General features: G+C 75.0%; 15 protein-coding genes. 8 read left to right on the forward strand and 7 right to left on the reverse strand.

Translation table 11 applies throughout. The features are described from left to right. Nucleotides 1–6: 6 nt before the first annotated feature. From rsmG to rpmH, 6 genes are all read right to left on the reverse strand, one after another. On the reverse strand, nt 7–750 hold the full coding sequence (rsmG, locus tag ACWIZO_RS06710) for a 16S rRNA (guanine(527)-N(7))-methyltransferase RsmG (protein ID WP_448641722.1): 744 nt from the start codon (nt 748–750) through the stop codon (nt 7–9). Beyond that, nucleotides 747–1421 (reverse strand): Jag family protein, encoded by a 675-nt coding sequence (locus tag ACWIZO_RS06715; RefSeq protein WP_448641723.1) that lies wholly within the window; start codon nt 1419–1421, stop codon nt 747–749. Before ACWIZO_RS06715 ends, rsmG begins: the two co-directional genes overlap by 4 nt. A 129-nt stretch (nt 1422–1550) precedes the next feature. Next, nucleotides 1551–2768 carry a membrane protein insertase YidC gene (gene yidC, locus ACWIZO_RS06720; RefSeq protein ID WP_448641724.1) on the reverse strand — a complete coding sequence of 406 codons (1218 nt, stop codon included), beginning with the start codon at nt 2766–2768 and terminating at the stop codon, nt 1551–1553. Further along, a complete protein-coding gene (gene yidD / locus ACWIZO_RS06725; RefSeq protein ID WP_448641725.1) occupies nt 2761–3156 on the reverse strand; it encodes a membrane protein insertion efficiency factor YidD in 396 nt (131 codons plus the stop codon). The genes yidC and yidD overlap by 8 nt, the downstream gene beginning before the upstream one ends. Then, on the reverse strand, nt 3153–3536 hold the full coding sequence (gene rnpA / locus ACWIZO_RS06730; RefSeq protein ID WP_448641726.1) for a ribonuclease P protein component: 384 nt from the start codon (nt 3534–3536) through the stop codon (nt 3153–3155). Before rnpA ends, yidD begins: the two co-directional genes overlap by 4 nt. A 1-nt stretch (nt 3537) precedes the next feature. Next, nucleotides 3538–3675 carry a 50S ribosomal protein L34 gene (gene rpmH, locus ACWIZO_RS06735; protein ID WP_040338882.1) on the reverse strand — a complete coding sequence of 46 codons (138 nt, stop codon included), beginning with the start codon at nt 3673–3675 and terminating at the stop codon, nt 3538–3540. Nucleotides 3676–4426: 751 nt separating this feature from the next. On the opposite strand from rpmH, the gene dnaA reads away from it, so the two are divergent. From dnaA to ACWIZO_RS06770, 7 genes are all read left to right on the forward strand, one after another. Further along, nucleotides 4427–6220 carry a chromosomal replication initiator protein DnaA gene (dnaA, locus tag ACWIZO_RS06740; RefSeq protein WP_448641727.1) on the forward strand — a complete coding sequence of 598 codons (1794 nt, stop codon included), beginning with the start codon at nt 4427–4429 and terminating at the stop codon, nt 6218–6220. 968 nt (nt 6221–7188) lie between these two features. Further along, nucleotides 7189–8376 (forward strand): DNA polymerase III subunit beta, encoded by a 1188-nt coding sequence (gene dnaN / locus ACWIZO_RS06745; RefSeq protein ID WP_448641728.1) that lies wholly within the window; start codon nt 7189–7191, stop codon nt 8374–8376. Between the two features lie 107 nt (nt 8377–8483). Next, nucleotides 8484–9509, forward strand: a complete 1026-nt coding sequence (gene gnd / locus ACWIZO_RS06750) for a phosphogluconate dehydrogenase (NAD(+)-dependent, decarboxylating) (protein WP_448641729.1) — start codon at nt 8484–8486, stop codon at nt 9507–9509. A gap of 159 nt (nt 9510–9668) precedes the next feature. After that, entirely contained in the window at nt 9669–10829 is a 1161-nt protein-coding gene (gene recF, locus ACWIZO_RS06755; protein ID WP_448641730.1) for a DNA replication/repair protein RecF, read from the forward strand. After that, the gene (locus ACWIZO_RS06760; RefSeq protein ID WP_448641731.1) at nt 10822–11322 is read left to right on the forward strand and encodes a DUF721 domain-containing protein; all 501 of its coding nucleotides are present in this window, start codon (nt 10822–10824) and stop codon (nt 11320–11322) included. Before recF ends, ACWIZO_RS06760 begins: the two co-directional genes overlap by 8 nt. A 45-nt stretch (nt 11323–11367) precedes the next feature. Further along, nucleotides 11368–12270, forward strand: a complete 903-nt coding sequence (locus tag ACWIZO_RS06765) for a hypothetical protein (RefSeq protein ID WP_448641732.1) — start codon at nt 11368–11370, stop codon at nt 12268–12270. Between the two features lie 26 nt (nt 12271–12296). Next, nucleotides 12297–14132, forward strand: a complete 1836-nt coding sequence (locus ACWIZO_RS06770; protein WP_448641733.1) for an ABC transporter ATP-binding protein — start codon at nt 12297–12299, stop codon at nt 14130–14132. Between the two features lie 155 nt (nt 14133–14287). Here ACWIZO_RS06770 and ACWIZO_RS06775 read toward each other — a convergent pair whose 3' ends face one another. Then, the gene (locus ACWIZO_RS06775; RefSeq protein WP_448641734.1) at nt 14288–15805 is read right to left on the reverse strand and encodes an SDR family oxidoreductase; all 1518 of its coding nucleotides are present in this window, start codon (nt 15803–15805) and stop codon (nt 14288–14290) included. Between the two features lie 279 nt (nt 15806–16084). Between ACWIZO_RS06775 and gyrB the strand changes: the two genes are divergently transcribed. Beyond that, a complete protein-coding gene (gene gyrB, locus ACWIZO_RS06780; RefSeq protein WP_448641735.1) occupies nt 16085–18121 on the forward strand; it encodes a DNA topoisomerase (ATP-hydrolyzing) subunit B in 2037 nt (678 codons plus the stop codon). Nucleotides 18122–18148 lie beyond the last annotated feature (27 nt).

Here is an 18148-nt window from a genome sequence, read left to right on the forward strand (position 1 = left end):
GACGGCTCACCGGGACCCACGGGTCATGACCACCACGGTAGTGGCAGCCTCTCCCAGCCCGGAGCCGACAGCCCGGGGGTGGATGTCACACATCCCCGCCCGTTCCAGCTCGGGGACGAGCGCGGGCAGCTCCTCCACCGCGCGGGCACCGACGAGGGCCACCAGCTGGGCCCCAGGCCGCAGCAGGCCCCGGCACCAGCCGACCAGCCGGGGGAGGGCGGCCACCGCCCGCGCGGTGACGACGTCGACCGGCCCGACCTCCCGGACCACCGCGCGCTCCTCGGCGCGGCCGCGGACCACCCGCCAGGGCGTGCCGAGCTCGGCCACGACCTCCTCGAGGAACTCCACCCGCCGCGCCATCGGCTCGACGAGCGTGAGCCCGAGGTCGGGGCGGGCCAGCGCCAGCGGGATCCCGGGCAGACCCGCGCCGCTGCCGACGTCGACCACCCGGGCACCCTCGGGCACCGCCTCGGCCACCGCGGCGCTGTTGAGGACGTGCCGCTCCCACAGCCGTGGGACCTCGCGCGGCCCGATCAGCCCACGCGTCACACCGTCGGAGGCCAGCCGGGCGACGTAGCGCTCGGCGTCGAGCAGGGCCGCCCCGAACACCGAGCGTGCGGCGTCCGGGGTCGGTGGTGCGTCCGGGGCCGGTGGGGCACCGGTGCCGGGCCCGCCCGGTGCGGCCGTCCCGGCGGCGTCGCCCGGCCGCGCCGCCGGCTCGTTCCCCGGGAGGTCCGCGCGCCCGCTCACGCGTCCGGCAGGACCACGACGCGCCGGTTCGGCTCCTCGCCCTCCGACTCGCTGTGCACCCCGGGGACGCCGGCGATGACGTCGTGGACGACCTTGCGCTCGAAGGGGTTCATCGGCGCCAGCCGCTCGGCCTGCCGGCTGCTCGCGACCCGCCGGCCGGCCTCGGCGGCCAGCGAGGTGAGGTCGGAGCGGCGGCGGGCACGGTAGCCGCCGACGTCGAGCATCAGCCGGCTGCGGACGCCGGTCGACTGCGCCACGGCCAGACGGGTGAGCTCCTGCAGGGCCTCCAGGACGGCGCCGTCGGAGCCGACCAGGTCCTGCAGCTCGCCGCCGACGATGGCCACCGACGCCCGGTCGCCCTCGACGTCGAGGTCGATGTCGCCGTCCACGTCGAGGATGTCGAGCAGCCGCTCGAGGTAGTCCCCAGCGACGTCGCCCTCGCGGACGAGCAGGTCGGTGCCGCTCCTGCCCCCGCCCGCGCCGCCGGACGGTGCGTCGTCGGACAGGTCGTCGTCGGCCGGCTCGAGCAGGGCGTCGGCGCTGGCGTCGTCGGGGTCGGGCAGGTCGGTCGGCTCGGCCGGTGAGGTGTCGGCCGCGGGGCTGAGGACGGCGCCCGAGGTCGCCTCGGCGGTCGTGGCGGTGTCGGTCGAGGGCTGGTGCGGAACGCTCACGGAGGTACCTCCAGTCGGTGCGGGCAGCCGGGTGGACCCGGTGGTCTCGGGAGGTCGGGCGCGCGACGGGTGCGCGGCCCGGCCGGGTGCGGCCGCTCCGGGCGTCGGGACGCTCGGGGCCGCGGGGAGCTAGCGGCGCTTGCGCTTGCCGCCGGTGCCGGCGGGGCGGCCGTGGGGAGCGCGGTTGGCCGGGCGGGAGCCCTTGCCCCCACCGGCGCGGCCGCCCGGGCCGGCGGCACCGGAGGCGCCCGCCGCGGTGCTGCCGTGGGCACCCGTGCCCTCGGCGCCCGCGCTGTCGGCAGCTGCGCCGTCGGGACGGGCGCCGTCCACACCCGCGCCGTCGGCGTCGCTGCCGCCCTTGGTCAGCGCCACCCCGGGGCTCGGCGTCCCGCCGTCCGGGGCGCCGTCGTCACCCGGGCCGACCCCGGTGGAGTCCTTTCCCAGGTCGACACCGGCGGACGCCGGGCGGCCGCCCCGGGTGCGCACCGGCTTGGCGCCGGGCCGCGGGGCGAGGGTCCTCGGGTCGACGGCCGGCTTGTCGGCAGCGGCCTTGGCCAGCGCCGCGGGGGACCCGGGCGGGGGCATCTTGCGCAGGATGAAGAACTGCTGGCCCAGCGTCCACAGGTTGTTGGTCATCCAGTACAGCAGGACGCCGATGGGGAAGAAGAAGCCGGTGACGAAGAGGCTGACCGGCATGCCGTAGAGCAGCAGCTTCTGCACCATCGCGGCCTGGCCCTCGACCGGGCCGGAGCGCCTCATGATCTGCTTCTGCGTGAAGAACGTTGTCACGCACATGATCACCATGAGCGTCAGCGCGACGGCGCGGATGCCGCCCTGGGTGACGCCGGGCAGCGCCAGGATGTCGACGGCCTTCTGGCCGGTCATGTTGAACGACGAGGAGATCGGCGCCCCGAACAGCTCCGCGCGCGCGGCCTGGTCGGTGAGCGTGCCGTCCCAGCTGTACAGGCCCGGGGCGCCCGGCCGCAGCCGACGCAGGACGTGGAACAGCGACAGGAAGACCGGGATCTGCGGCAGGATCGGCAGGCAGCCGGCCAGCGGGTTGACCCCGCGCTCCTTCTGCAGCGCCATCATCGCCTGGCTGAAGCCCTGGCGGTCGGCGCCGTACTCCTTGCGCAGCTTCTGGATCTCCGGCTGGATCTCCTGCATCGCCCGCTGGCTCTTCACCTGCTTGACGAACAGCGGGAAGAGGATCAGCCGGACGGTGACGACGAGGAAGATGATCGACAGCGCCCAGGTGATGCCGCCGGCGGGGTCGAGGAACGTCGAGAACACCGCGTGCCACGTCTTCATGACGAAGGCGATCGCGGTGTACAGCCAGTCAAGCAACGCCAGCCTCCTGCTGCGGGGACCGGCGGTCAGCCGGTGGGGTCTCGGGGGCGGGACGACGGGCACCGTCGGCGGGCACCGGGAGGGGTGCCGCTGTCCTCGACGTGCGGCCGTCGCCGCCGGTTCCGGCGGTCGCCCGGCCGGCGCGCGGCGCCGGGACCGGGTCGAACCCGCCGGGGTGCCAGGGGGCGCACTTCAGCAGCCGCCGCAGCGCCAGCCACGAGCCGCGGCCGGCGCCGTGGACGGCGACCGCCTCGGCGGCGTACGTGCTGCAGGTGGGCGCGAAGCGGCAGCGCGGGGGCAGTGCCGGGCTGATCGCGCGGGAGTAGAAGCCGACGGCGGCCAGCAGCGCCCGGGCGACGGGGCCGGGACGGCGGGTGGGGCTCACGAGGAGCCGGCCCGCTCGGCGAGCACGCGGTCGAGGCCCGCGGCGAGGTCGCGGCGCAGCCGCGCGGAGGACGCCGTGGCCGCCTCGGGACGGGCCCGGACGACCAAGTCGGCGGTGGCCGGCAGGCGGGGGAGCTCCTCGCGGACGGCGGCCCGCAGCCGCCGGGTCACACGGTGGCGCACCACGGAGTTGCCCACCGTCCTGCCCACGACGAAACCCGCCCGCGGGCCCGCGGGCACGTCGACGGCCCCGGCCGGGGAGGCCGAGGCACGGACGGGGAGGTAGTGGAGGACCATGGTCGGCCGACCGGCACGCCGGCCCGACCGGACGACCGCGGTGAACTCCGGACGCCGGCGCAGGCGGGCCTGCGCGGGCAGCACCTCAGGCGGAGAGCTTCTCGCGACCCTTGCGGCGGCGGCCGGCGAGGATCGCGCGGCCCGCGCGGGTGCGCATCCGCAGCCGGAAGCCGTGGGTCTTGGACCGTCGGCGGTTGTTCGGCTGGAAGGTGCGCTTGCTCACGGGGAACTCCTACGGCAGGACATCGGTGGTGCGGGCCCGCCGGTGGGCAGGCACGCTGCGGGGCACCGGCGCGAACGGCGACGGCCGCTGCGCAGCACCCCGGGAGGCTGGTCGCTGCGGGCCGTCCCCGTCGCCTCCGGACAGCGGACCCGCCGCCCACCGGCGCCGGACCGTGTCAGGGCACCGCGACCGGCCCACAGACTCCGACCAGCATAGCCGAGGACGGCGGACACCCGGGACGCCGACCGGGGAGGGCTCGCCGGGGCCCCGCGGCGGCTCCCCTCGCGCCGCCGGACGGGCCAGCGTGCACCGCCCGGGCGGACGGGCGGTGTCGGCACGCCGACCGACGGCTGACGACACGCCGACCGACACGCGCACCGGCTGTCCCAGGAGTCCCCGACCGTCGTTGCCGGGCTGTGGACGAGGCTGTTAGCGTCGCCGTCGCTCCGGTCCGGGCAACCGCGTCCGGTCCGGGAGCCGACCACCCGGTCGACCCGACCGCCGTCCGCCTCGAGCCGCATCCCGATCTCCCTCCCGACCAGCGACGATGCACGGAGGCAGCCCGTTGGAGCGGGTCTCCGAGCGCCGTGTCGCCGGCCGTGCACAGCCTGTGGACACTCGTGTGGAACCCGTGTGTCCGGATGTCCACAACCGGGCAGCCGGGGCCCCGCGCGGAGCGGGCACCGGGCCGGCTCCCGGGACGTCGGGTGTGCCGACGACGGGGAACGAACTGCTTGGGGAGGACACGGTCATGGCCGATGCCACGGTCGAGCTGGCGACGGTCTGGGACTCGGTCCGCGAACGGCTGGCCACCAGCCTGACCCGGCAGCAGAACGCGATGCTCAACCTCACCCGCCCGCTGGGGCTGGTCGAGGACACCGCTGTGCTGGCCGCCCCCAACGAGTTCACCCAGACCGTGCTCGAGTCGCGCATGCGCCGGGTGCTGGCCGAGGCGCTGTCCGAGCAGTTCGGCCGCGACATCCGCGTCGCCGTGCAGCTGGAGGACAGCCCCGCCGACGTCCCGGCCGGGCGCGAGCAGCCCCCGCCGACCCGCCGGCCGTGGACGCCGCCGGCCGAGGACCGGCCCGGCGACGAGGACCGCGAGCGGGCCGACGACGGACGCAGCGCGTTCGGCGTCCGCAGCGACGCGCGCCCGCTGGACCGCTCCTTCGACGGTGCCGGCTACGAGCCGGTGCCCTCCTACGACGGCCCGTACGACCGGCCGGCCTACGACGCGCCGGCGGCCCCGGCCGGTGGCGAGCCGGCCGAGCGCCCGGGGACCGAGGACTGGGGCGCCACCGACTGGAGCCCCGCCGGTCGCAACCGCAGCAGCGGCCGCCGGCGCGGGCCGCGCCCGGGGGAGGGGGCGGAGGTGCTGCCCTTCGACCTCGGCGACGACGTCCCCGCCGGCCCGCCCGAGGACGACGAGGTCCCGCCGCGGCGCAGCACCGGCGGCCGCGGGGACGGCGGCGCGGTGCCGCTGTTCGGCGACCGCCGTCCGCCGGGCCTGGACCCGGGCCTGAACCCCAAGTACGTCTTCGACAGCTTCGTCATCGGCAACAGCAACCGCTTCGCCCACGCCGCGGCGGTCGCCGTCGCCGAGGCCCCGGCGCGCGCCTACAACCCGCTGTTCGTCTACGGCGACTCCGGGCTGGGCAAGACGCACCTGCTGCACGCCATCGGGCACTACGCGGCGCGGATGTTCCCCAACGTCCGGGTGCGTTACGTCAGCACCGAGGAGTTCACCAACGAGTTCATCAACCTGGTGCACTCCGGCCGGGCCGAGGACTTCCGCCGCCGCTACCGGGACATCGACTTCCTGCTCATCGACGACATCCAGTTCCTGGAGCGCGCCGAGCGGACGCAGGAGGAGTTCTTCCACACCTTCAACACGCTGCACAACGCCAGCAAGCAGATCGTCATCACCTCCGACCGGGCGCCGAAGAAGCTGACGACGCTGGAGGACCGGCTGCGCACGCGGTTCGAGTGGGGGCTGATCACCGACGTCCAGGCACCGGACCTGGAGACCCGCATCGCCATCCTGCGGAAGAAGGCCTACGGGGAGCGGCTGCAGGCGCCCGACCCGGTGCTGGAGTTCATCGCGAGCAAGGTGCAGACCAACATCCGCGAGCTCGAGGGCGCGCTGATCCGGGTGACCGCGTTCGCCTCGCTGAACAAGCAGCAGGTGGACCTGCCGCTGGCCGAGCTGGTGCTCAAGGACCTGATCAGCGACGAGCAGGGCCCGCAGATCACCGCGGCGATCATCATGGCGGCCACCGCCGAGTACTTCTCCGTGACGATGGAGGAGCTGCAGGGCTCCAACCGCAGTCGCACGCTGGTCAACGCCCGTCAGATCGCCATGTACCTGTGCCGGGAGCTCACCGAGCTGTCCTTGCCGCGGATCGGGGCCTCCTTCGGCGGCAAGGACCACACCACGGTCATGCACGCGGTCAAGAAGATCACCAACCTGATGAGCGAGCGCCGCGCGACGTACACGCAGGTCACCGAGCTGACCGCGCGGATCAAGAGCCGCGCCCGGCAGTAGCTGCATCACTGTCGGCCTACCGACCGACACCGCGGCCAGGTGCCGTCCCCCAGCTGCGCTGAGCCCACCTCGGCGCTCGGTCGCGGGACCCTCCGGGCCCCACTCCTCACCCCACCTCGCAGGGCGGCTCGCCTCGACCTGTGGCCTGGTGGCGTCCCCGGCTCTCGTCGAGCCCTGCCGCTGCCCCCTCCGTTCGCCGAGAACGGTGTGCGTCGGGGCTCGAGGGGGCGGGTCGTCCACCTGCGAGACGCCGGAGTGCCGCCGGCTGTCCACAAGCGGGGGAGGGTGGGGACGGCGGCCAGTGCCCCGTCGTCATGGGCATCCGGGCCGATCACCGGCCTCCCGGCTGTCGACAGGTCGAGGAGTTGTCCCCAGGGATGTGCACACCCTGGGGAGATCGGAACCGGTGCGGGACCCCCGGTCGCTCCGCGCCGCTGGCACCGGGTGCCGTCCCCAGGCTCCTCCCCAGGTGTGCACGGAGCCGCCGTCTGCCGTGCTGAGCTGGACTTTCGCCCGATCACACCGCCCGGACCGGGGCGCGGCACCCGGAACGCCCGCCGGCCCTGGGCACGGACTGGGGATCGGGGGTGGGGAGACGGGGGACGGCGCGTGGACGACCGGCGGTCGCTGTGCACGGCCGTCGAGATGTCCACGTGTCGACAACAGCGGGACGCCGGTTGCCCACACCGGACCAACATGTCGACTTCCGCGCTGACCTGCGCGAAGGGGCCCGATCCCCAGCTTCCACACCGGTGATGACGGAGATGAGGGAGAGAGATCCAGGTCTTCTCGAACCCCAGTAGGGGTGGGGAAGCTCTGGGCCGGGGTGCTCCCGGGGCAGGCAACAGCAGGACGGCGAGGGCCTTGATCGGGTCCCGGGTTCCCCGCACGGTCGCCGGACAGGCACGATGAACGACGCACCGCGACCGGTGGGCACGGGCCGCACGGTGCACAGACAGCAGTGGACCGTGCAGAGCTGGGGTGGGTCGGTCATGGAGTTCCGGGTGACACGCGAGGTGCTCGCCGATGCCGTCGCGTGGACGGCGCGCAGCCTCCCGCCGCGGCCGTCGGTGCCGGTGCTCGCCGGCATCCTGCTCGAGGTGGACGGCAGCCAGCTGTCGGTGTCGGGCTTCGACTACGAGGTCTCCGCGCGCGCGGAGGTCGACGTGCAGAGCGGGGAGAGCGGACGCGTGCTCGTCCCCGGCCGGCTGCTGGCCGAGATCACCCGGGCGCTGCCGCCGCACCCCGTCGACGTCCGCGCCGAGGGCCCGCGCCTGTCCATCACCTGTGGCAACGCCCGCTTCAGCCTGCCGACGCTGCCGGTCGAGGACTACCCGTCCCTGCCGGCCATGCCGTCGTCGGCCGGTGTGGTCGACAGCGACGTCTTCGCCGAGGCGGTCGCCCAGGTCGCCGTCGCCGCTGGGCGCGACGACACCCTCCCGATGCTCACCGGTGTGCGGCTGGAGATCGACGACGACCGGGTGACCCTGGCCGCCACCGACCGCTACCGGCTGGCCGTGCGCGAGTTCGCCTGGCGCCCGGAGAGCGCGGGCGTCTCGGCCGCGGTGCTGGTGCCCGCGCGCACGCTGGCCGAGGCGGCCCGGACGCTGACCAGCGGGCCGGAGATCGTCGTCTCGCTGTCCTCCGGCGGCTCGGGCGAGGGCATCCTGGGCCTGTCGGGCAAGGACCGGCAGACCACCACCCGGCTGCTCGACGCCGAGTTCGTCAAGTACCGGGCGATCATGCCGAGCGAGTCGAGCGCCAACGCGACCCTCCCGGTCGTGCAGTTCACCGACGCCGCCAAGCGCGTGGCGCTGGTCGCCGAGCGGGGTACCCCGCTGCGCTGCGAGTTCACCCCGGGGCAGGTCACGCTGCGCGCCGGCGGCAGCGACGACGAGGGCCAGGCCGAGGAGCGCTGCGACGTCGAGTTCGACGGTGACCCGCTGACCATCGGCTTCAACCCGACGTTCCTGCTCGACGGGCTGGCCGCGGTGCACACCGGCCGGGCGCGGATGGACTTCACCAGCCCGCTCAAGCCCGCCGTGCTGTCCGGGGTCGAGGACCCGGCCGCCGACGACGGGGACGGCGCGTCGCGGCCCGCCGAGCGTCCGGGCAGCTACCGGTACCTGATCATGCCGGTGCGGCTGCCGGGCTGAGGAGGGACCGCCTCTCCCCACGCCTCGCGAGCTCGGCGCGGGCCCCTGAGAGGCGGCCACGGAGCAGGGCCGGTGCGGGCCGGGGCGGCAGGTGTCCGGACCGGGAGGTGTCCGGACCGGCGCGGCCGGGCACCGCACAGCGCGGGCGGCGCACCGGCGCGTGCGCCCGGGCCACGACGACCGCGAGGGAAGGACGAGCCGTGCAGCTGGGGCTGATCGGGCTGGGCAAGATGGGCGGCAACATGGCCGAGCGGGTGCGCCGCGCCGGTCACGAGGTGGTCGGGTACGACCGCACGCCGGGCAGGCGGGACGTCGACAGCCCGGAGGCGCTGGTCGGCGCGCTGTCGGCGCCGCGCGTGGTGTGGGTGATGGTCCCGGCCGGTGAACCGACGCGGCAGACGGTGCGCCAGCTCGGTGAGCTGCTCGAGCCCGGCGACGTCGTCGTCGACGGCGGCAACTCCAAGTTCACCGACGACAAGGTGCACGCGGAGATGCTCGGCGAGAAGGGCATCGGCTACGTCGACGCCGGCGTCTCCGGTGGCGTGTGGGGCCTGGAGAACGGCTACGCGCTGATGGTCGGCGGCTCCGAGGAGGACGTCGCCAAGGTGCAGCCGGTCTTCGACGCGCTCAAGCCGTCGTCGCCCGCGGACGCGTCCGGGCAGGCGATGCCGGGTGCGGGGTTCGTGCACGCCGGCCCGGTCGGCGCCGGCCACTACGCGAAGATGGTCCACAACGGCATCGAGTACGCGATGATGCAGGCCTACGGCGAGGGCTACGAGCTGCTGGCCGCCAAGGACCTCATCGAGGACGTGCCCGGCGTCATCGCCTCGTGGACCCAGGGCACCGTCATCCGCTCGTGGCTGCTGGACCTGCTGGTCCGCGCCCTGCAGGAGGACCCGAACCTGGAGAAGATCACCGGGTACGCCGAGGACTCCGGCGAGGGCCGGTGGACGGTCATGGAGGCCATCGACCACGCCGTCCCCATGCCGGCGATCGCCGCTTCGCTGTTCGCCCGCTTCTCCTCCCGGCAGGAGGACTCGCCGACCATGAAGGCGGTGGCCGCGCTGCGCAACCAGTTCGGCGGGCACTCGGTGCACGCCGTGCAGGCGCAGGAGGTCGAGCGCCCCGCATGAAGGAGGACCCCCCTGCCCCCCGCACGTCGGCCCTCGTGCAGGGTCCCGCCGCGAGCCTGCGAGCGGTGGGGGGCACGAGGGTCCTTCGTCTGCAGGGGGGCCGTTCGCTCCGGTTCCCGTGGGGCCGTTCCCGCACCTCGTCGGCGGGCCGGGGCTGAGGTGTACGTCCGGCACCTCCAGCTCGTCGACTTCCGCAACTGGGAGAAGGTCGACCTGGCGCTGCGACCTGGGCCCACGGTGTTCGTCGGCCGCAACGGGGAGGGCAAGACCAACCTCGTGGAGGCGGTCGGCTACCTCGCCACCATGAGCAGCCACCGCGTGTCGGCCGACGCCCCGCTGGTGCGGCACGGCGCGTCGCAGGCCGTCGTCCGGGCGGCGCTGCGGCGCGAGGACCGGGAGCTGCTGGTCGAGGTGGAGGTGAACCCGGGCAGGGCCAACCGGGTGCGGGTGAACCGGGCCGCGCTGCCGCGGCCCCGCGAGCTGCTGGGCCTGGTCAAGAGCGTGCTGTTCGCCCCGGAGGACCTCGCGCTGGTGCGTGGCGACCCGGCCGAACGGCGGCGCTTCCTCGACGACCTGCTGGTCAGCCGCGCCCCGCGGCTGGCCGGCGTCCGCAGCGACTACGACCGGGTGCTCAAGCAGCGCAACGCCCTGCTCAAGACCGCCCGACTGGCCCGCGGCGACGCCCTGGCCACCCTCGACGTCTGGGACGCCCACCTCGTCGAGCTCGGCGGCCAGCTCCTGGCCGCCCGCCTGGCCCTCGTCGCCGACCTGGCGCCGCACGTGGCCCGCGCCTACGCCGGCGTCGCGGGGGCCGGCGCGGCAGCCGCCGCCCTCGGCTACGCCAGCAGCGTGCCGCTCGCCGGCGACGGGTCACCGCCGGCACCCGGCGTCCCGACGCCGACGGCCGCCGAGCTGTCGGCGGCGCTGCGCGAGCGGATCGGCGAGCGGCGCCGCGACGAGGTCGACCGCGGGGTGACGCTGGTCGGCCCGCACCGCGACGACCTGGTGCTCCACCTGGGGCCCGCGCCGGCCAAGGGCTTCGCCAGCCACGGCGAGTCCTGGTCGCTGGCGCTGGCGCTGAAGCTGGGCTGCTTCGGCCTGCTGCGGGCCGACGACGAGGAGCCGATCCTGGTCCTGGACGACGTCTTCGCCACCCTGGACGCCGGGCGGCGGGCCGCGCTGGCCGAGGTCGCCCGCTCGGCGGAGCAGACGCTCATCACCGCGGCCGTGCTCGACGACGTGCCCGAGGAGCTGAGAGGAGCGCGCGTGGAGGTCTCCGACGGGACGGCGACGCTGGTCGAGGCGGCCGACCGTGGCTGAGCAGCGCCCGGCCCGGCCCAGCGACATCGCCCGCGCCGCGCTCGAGGCGGCCCGGGCGGCGTCGGCGGCGCGGCCTGCCCCCACCCGCCGCCGGGTGGCCGGGCCGCGACGGAACTGGACCGGGCCCCGCCCCGGCGACGACGACCCGCAGCCGCTGGCCCGGCTGGTCGACTCCCTGGTCAGCACGCAGGACTGGTCGGAGCAGACGCGGGTCGGGGCGGTGTTCGGCCGCTGGTCGGCGCTGGTGGGCGCGGACATCGCGGCCCACTGCCGCCCGGAGACGCTCACCGAGGGCGAGCTGCTCGTCGTCGCCGAGTCCACCGCCTGGGCCACCCAGCTGCGGCTGCTGGCGCCGACCATCCTCGGCCGGCTGCGCGCGCAGGTCGGCGGGGACGTCGTGACCCGGCTGCGCGTTGTCGGACCGACGGCCCCGAGCTGGAAGAAGGGCCCGCGGTCGGTGCGCGGGCGGGGGCCACGCGACACGTACGGATGAGGGCACGCCCGGCAGGAGCCGGGTGCCCGGGAGGACGGTGCAGCGATGAGCGGCCCGCACGAGCACGACCGCAGCGAGCACGACCGCGACGGTGGCCGCCGGCCCGACGGCTGGCAGGAGCCGGCCCACCTCGGTGACGGGGACGGCAGCGGCGGCCGGGGGGACGAGGGGGTCGACCTGACCAAGGGAGGGCCGGCCGCCGGCTCCGGTGCCAGCGCCTGGCGGCCGGCCGGCTGGGACCTGCCGTCGGCCGGGGACGAGCACCGGCCCACCGGTGCGGAGGCCGGTCAGCAGGTCGCCGCCGAGCAGCCGGGCGGGCTGCTCGGGGGTGGCCGGCCGCGCCCGCCGTCGGTGGTCGAGCAGGTGTTCCGCTACCAGGGCGACACGGTGGGCGCGCAGGGCTGGGCGCTGCAGCACGGCTGGGTCGTCTCCGACGGCACCGCGCCGGAGGACGCCGTCCTCGCCGAGCTCGTCGCGACCGCGCCGGTCCGCGCCACGCGGGACCACCGGCCGGCCGGCGTGATGCGCGGGCGGGCCGGGTCGCTGGAGCTGGTCGCCTTCGACGTCGTCTTCGCCGACCGGCGCCGCGTGGTGCCCCAGTACGCCGTCACCGCCGCGCCGGTGCTGCTGCCGCTGCCGGGCCTGCGGCTGTCCCCGGCCCGCTTCTGGCGGCACCGCACCGGCGGGCTGGTGCAGGTCCCCAGCGGCGACGAGGCCTTCGACGCGCGGTGGCTGCTGCTGGCCGCCGAGGACGGCGACGCGGTGCGCCGGCTGGTGGCCGACCCGGCCGTGCGCGGGCTGCTGCTGGGCACCGACGACGGCGACGAGTTCTGGGCCGCCGCCGGGCACCTCGCGGCGATCCGGCCCGACGGCCACCGGCCCGAGCTGCTCGAGCACCACGCGCGCCTGCTCGGGGCCATGGTCGCCGCCCTGGCCGGCGTCGCCTGAGCCGGCGTCCGGCGACCGAGCCCGACGTGGCCACCACCGCCCCCGGAGCCGGAGCCGGAGCCGCCGAGGGACCACCGCCGGACGGGGCGCCGCCGGCCGGCCGGCCGGCGACCCCGGGTCCGGGTCCGGCGGCCGGGCTGCGGGAGCTGCTGCCGCTGGTCGGGCCGCACCGCCGTCCGCTGCTGCTGGCGGCCGGGCTGTCGCTGGTCGGCGCGGCCGCCGCGCTCGCCCAGCCGGCGCTGACCGGCCGGGTCATCTCCGCCGTCGGCGCGGGGCGGCCGCTGCTGCCCGCGGTCGTGGCGCTGCTGCTGGTCCTGGTCGCCGGGGCGGTGCTCAACGCGCTGCGGTCCTACCTGCTGCAGCGCACGGGGGAGGGCGTGGTCCTCACCACCCGCCGGACGCTGGCCGACCGGCTGCTGCGGCTGCCGGTCGCCGAGTACGACCGCCGCCGCACCGGCGACCTGATGTCCCGCATCGGCGCGGACACCACGATGCTGCGGGCCACGGTCACCTCCGGCGTGGTCGAGGTGGTCGGGTCGGCCGTCGTCGGCGTCGGCGCGCTGGTGGCCATGGCGCTGGTCGACGTGTGGCTGCTGCTGGTCACCGTGGCCGCCGTCGGGGTGGGGTTGGTCGTGGTGGTGAGCACCAGCCGGCGGGTGCGCCGGCTGTCCCGCCAGGCCCAGGAGGAGGTCGGCGCCATGACGGCGGCCGTCGAGCGGGCGCTGTCGGCGGTGCGCACCATCCGGGCCAGCGGGGCCACCGCCCGCGAGGTGGGTGGCGTGGGGGAGAGCGCGGCGCGGGCCTACCGGGCCGGCGTCTCGGTGGCCCGGGTGCAGGCGCTCGTGGCGCCGGCCGGGTCGATCGCCGTCCAGGGCGCGTTCCTCGCCGTCCTGGGCCTCGGCGGCTACCGGGTGGCCACCGGCTCGATCGCCGTCGCCGACCTGGTCGCGTTCATCCTTTACCTGTTCCTGCTGGTCATGCCCCTGGGGCAGGCGATCGGGGCGTGGACGCAGCTGCAGACCGGGCTGGGGGCGCTGGCCCGCGTGCAGGAGGTCCTGGCGCTGGAGCCCGAGCGCGACGACGTCCCCGAGGTGGGTGCGGCCGTGACGGTGCCGCGCCGGCCGGCGCCGGGCGCCCCGCTGCTCGAGCTCGACGACGTCTCCTTCGCCTACCCGGACGGCACGGAGGTGCTGCGGGGGGTGTCGCTCGCCGTGCCGGCCGGCAGCCGGGTGGCCCTGGTCGGCCCCTCGGGCGCGGGCAAGTCCACGGTCCTGGCACTGGTCGAGGGCTTCTACCCGCTCACCGGCGGGGTGATCCGGTGGGCCGGCACCGACGTCCGGGAGCTGCCGCGCGCGGGGCTGCGGGCCCGGCTGGGCTACGTCGAGCAGGAGGCGCCGGTGCTGGCCGGCACGGTGCGCGAGAACCTGCTGCTGGCCGCGCCGCACGCCGCCGACGACGAGCTGTGGGCGGTGCTGGCCGACGTCGGCCTGACCGGGGTGGTGCAGCGCTCGCCCCGCGGCCTCGACGTCCCGGTCGGCGACGAGGGCGTGCTGCTGTCGGGCGGCGAGCGGCAGCGGCTGGCGATCGCCCGGTCGCTGCTGGCCCGCCCGGCGCTGCTCCTGCTCGATGAGCCGACGGCCAGCCTCGACGCCCGCAACGAGGGGCTGCTGCGCGAGACGCTGGCCGCCGCGGCCGCCGACCGCGCGCTGCTGGTCGTCGCCCACCGGCTGTCCACCGTGCTCGACAGCGACCAAATCGTCGTCCTGGATGCCGGCCGGGTGGTCGCCCGCGGGACGCACCAGGAGCTGGTGGGGTCCAGCCCGCTCTACCGCGAGCTGGCCGCCGCCCAGCTGCTGGTCTGAGTGCCCGCGCGACGATCAGGTGACCTGATCGTCGCGTGTCCTCCCTCACCGCCCACCGTGGGGGAGGACGCGCTGCGGTGCGGGAGGACGCGCTGCGGGGCGGGAGGACGCCGGCCGGCCCAGCCCGACCAGGGTGGGGGAGGACGGCCCCGCCGTCAGGCGGCGCGGTCGGTGGCGGCGCGCTCGTCGCCGGCCTCGAGCGCCTCGGCCGCGCGGCAGATGTTGCGGATCATGCTGCCGAAGACGATGCCGTGGAACGGCGAGATGCTCCACCAGTAGAGCTGGCCGAGCAGGCCGAGCGGGTGGAACGTCGCCTTCTGCCGCAGTCGGGTGCGGCCGGAGTCGGCTCGTTCCACGTGGAACTCGAGCCAGGCCAGGCCGGGCAGCCGCATCTCCGCACGCAGCCGCAGCAGCCGGCCCTCCTCCAGCTCCTCGACCCGCCACCAGTCCAGCGCGTCGCCGACGTAGAGGTCGCTGGGGTCGCGCCGTCCCCGGCGCAGGCCGACGCCGCCCACCGCGCGGTCTAGCCACCCGCGCACCTCCCAGGCCAGCGGGAAGCTGTACCAGCCGGTCTCCCCGCCGATGCCCTCGACCACCCGCCACAGCGCCTCCGGCGAGGCGTCGGTCTCCCGGGTCCGCTCGTCGAGGTAGAGGCTGCCGCCGGCCCAGTCCGGGTCGCTGGGCAGCGGGTCCGACGGCGCCCCGGGCACCGAGGCCCCGGTCCACCGGGTGTCGACGGCGTTGTTGCGGACCTTCAGCACCGCCAGCAGCACCGCCTCGTCGAACCCGAGCAGCCCTTCCGGGGGGTCGGGCACGTACCGCGCGATGTCGTGCTCGGAGCAGACGACGGTGTTGCGCAGCGACTCGACCAGCGGCCGGGCGATGGCCGCCGGCACCGGGGTGATGACGCCGACCCAGTGGCTCGATAGCGACGGCGAGAAGATCGGGACCGGCAGGATCCGCCGTCGCGGCAGGCCGGTCACCTCGGCGTAGCGCTGCATCATCGTGGCGTAGTCCATGACGTCGGGGCCGCCGATGTCGAAGCGGCGGTGCACGTCGGGGGGCAGCGTGGCGCACCCGACCAGGTAGCGCAGGACGTCGCGGACGGCGATCGGCTGGATGCGGCTGTGCACCCAGCGGGGCGTCACCATGACCGGCAGCCGCTCGGTGAGGTAGCGCAGCATCTCGAAGGACACCGACCCCGAGCCCAGGACGACCGCCGCCCGCAGCACCGCCGTTGGCACGCCGGACGCCAGCAGGATCTCCGCCACCTCGGCCCGGCTGCGCAGGTGCGGGGAGAGCTCCTCGTCCACCGGCTCGAGCCCGCCGAGGTACACCAGCCGCCCGACGCGGGCCTCCTCCGCGGCCCGGGCCACGACCTCCGCCGTCCGCCGGTCCTTCTCCTCGAACTCCGGGCCGCTGCCGAGGGAGTGGATGAGGTAGTAGACGACGTCGGCGCCCGCGCAGGCCCGGCCGACGGCGTCGGGGTCGGTGGCGTCCCCCTCCGCCATCTCCACCCGCCCGCTCCACGGGACGTCGCGCAGCTTGCGCGGTGAGCGGGTGAGCACCCGGACGCGGTGGCCGGCGGCCAGGAGCTCGGGGACGAGGCGGCCCCCGACGTAGCCGGTGGCGCCGGTGACCAGACAGGTGAGTGCACGCTCGGCGGGCTGCATGTCGACCAGTCTGGGAGCACCTGCCGGACGGCGCCGTCCGGTCGACCCGCCCAGCGGCCCTGGGCGGGCGTGTCGCCCCCGGGGCCAACACAGGTGGTACAGCCGGTGCCGCGAGTGGCGCAGACGCCGCGTCAGGGCGTGGACGGCGGCATTCCTGTCGGTGGACCCGGTAACATGGAGGACAGGAATCCCCAGCATCCGGCTCAGTGGCGCTGTGCGCCCTCGGACACCTCCTGCCCGGAGGGTCCTGCGTCCGGCTGCTCGACAGAAGGGCCCCACGTGGTCGCTCGGACCCAGACCGACAACAGCTACTCCGGCAGCTCCATCACCGTCCTCGAGGGGCTCGAGGCGGTCCGCAAGCGGCCCGGCATGTACATCGGCTCCACCGGTGAGCGCGGCCTGCACCACATGGTGTGGGAGGTCGTCGACAACTCCGTCGACGAGGCGCTGGCCGGCTTCTGCGACACCGTGCGGGTCACCCTCCTGGCCGACGGGGGTGTCCGCGTGGAGGACAACGGCCGCGGCATCCCGGTCGACCTGCACCCGCGCGAGAAGCGGCCGACCGTCGAGGTCGTCATGACGGTGCTGCACGCCGGCGGCAAGTTCGACGGCAAGAGCTACGCGGTCTCCGGTGGTCTGCACGGCGTCGGCGTCACCGTCGTCAACGCGTTGTCCAGCGCGCTCGACGTGCGCATCTGGCGGGACGGCCGCGAGTGGCACCAGTCCTACGCCCTGGCCAAGCCCGGTCCGCTCGAGGAGGTCGGGCCGACCACCAAGCGGGGCACGCAGATCACCTTCTGGGCCGACGGGTCGATCTTCGAGACGACGACCTACTCGTTCGACACCATCAGCCGCCGGCTGCAGGAGATGGCCTTCCTCAACAGGGGCCTGACCATCGTCCTGCGCGACGAGCGGCCCGGTCGCGGCAAGGTCGAGACCGGCATGGCCGAGGAGCTGTCGGTCGCCGAGGAGGCGCCGGCGCCGGGCGCGGAGCACGAGGCCTTCGAGCCCACCGAGATCACCTACCGGTACGACGGCGGCCTCGAGGACTACGTCCGCCACATCAACGCGAAGAAGACCGCGATCCACCGCTCGATCGTCGGCTTCGGCGCCGAGGGCCTCGGCAAGAACGACATGCGCATGAGCGTCGAGGTCGCGATGCAGTGGTCCGACGCCTACTCCGAGTCGGTCTACTCCTTCGCCAACACGATCAACACGCACGAGGGCGGCACCCACGAGGAGGGCTTCCGCACCGCGCTCACCTCGATCGTCAACCGCTACGCCGTCGAGAAGAAGCTGCTCAAGGAGAAGGACGAGAAGCTCACCGGCGAGGACATCCGCGAGGGCCTGGCCGCGATCGTCTCGGTCAAGATCGGCGACCCGCAGTTCGAGGGCCAGACGAAGACCAAGCTCGGCAACACCGAGGTCAAGGGCTTCGTGCAGCGGGTCTGCAACGAGCAGATCTCGCACTGGTTCGAGGCCAACCCGGCCGAGGCCAAGACCATCATCACCAAGGCCGCCTCGGCCGCCCGTGCCCGCCGCGCGGCGCAGGACGCCCGCAAGCTGGCCCGCAAGAACCTGCTCTCCAACAACTCGCTGCCGGGCAAGCTGGCCGACTGCCGCTCGACCGACCCGCGCGCCTCGGAGATCTACATCGTCGAGGGCGACTCGGCCGGCGGCTCGGCCAAGTCCGGCCGCGACTCGATGTTCCAGGCGATCCTGCCGATCCGGGGCAAGATCATCAACGTCGAGAAGGCGCGCATCGACCGGGTCCTCAAGAACAACGAGGTCCAGTCGATGATCACCGCCTTCGGCACCGGCATCCACGACGAGTTCGACCTCTCCAAGCTGCGGTACCACAAGATCGTGCTGATGGCCGACGCCGACGTCGACGGCCAGCACATCCGCACGCTGCTGCTGACCCTGCTGTTCCGCTTCATGCGGCCGCTGGTCGAGGCCGGCCACGTCTACCTGGCACAGCCACCGCTGTACAAGATCAAGTGGGGCGGCAAGACCGGCGACGAGTACGTCTACACCGACAAGGAGCGCGACGCCGTCCTCAAGGCCGGCGCCGAGGCCGGCCGCAAGCTGCCCAAGGACGACGCGATCCAGCGGTTCAAGGGGCTCGGCGAGATGAACGCCACCGAGCTGTGGGACACCACCATGAACCCCGAGACGCGGATCCTGCTGCAGGTCACCCTCGAGGACGCCGCGACCGCCGACGAGCTGTTCAGCGTGCTCATGGGCGAGGACGTCGACGCCCGCCGCAGCTTCATCACCCGCAACGCCAAGGACGTCCGCTTCCTCGACGTGTAGTCGAGCACCCCCTCGCCGGGCCCACCG

Source organism: Geodermatophilus sp. URMC 63 (genome assembly GCF_053502565.1).

Bases quoted from the DNA above. Each gene is read 5' to 3' on its own strand.
- dnaA (WP_448641727.1), top strand. From the start codon at position 4,427: ATGGCCGATGCCACGGTCGAGCTGGCGACGGTCTGGGACTCGGTCCGC.
- ACWIZO_RS06765 (WP_448641732.1), top strand. From the start codon at position 11,368: ATGAGCGGCCCGCACGAGCACGACCGCAGCGAGCACGACCGCGACGGT.
- ACWIZO_RS06775 (WP_448641734.1), bottom strand. From the start codon at position 15,805: ATGCAGCCCGCCGAGCGTGCACTCACCTGTCTGGTCACCGGCGCCACC.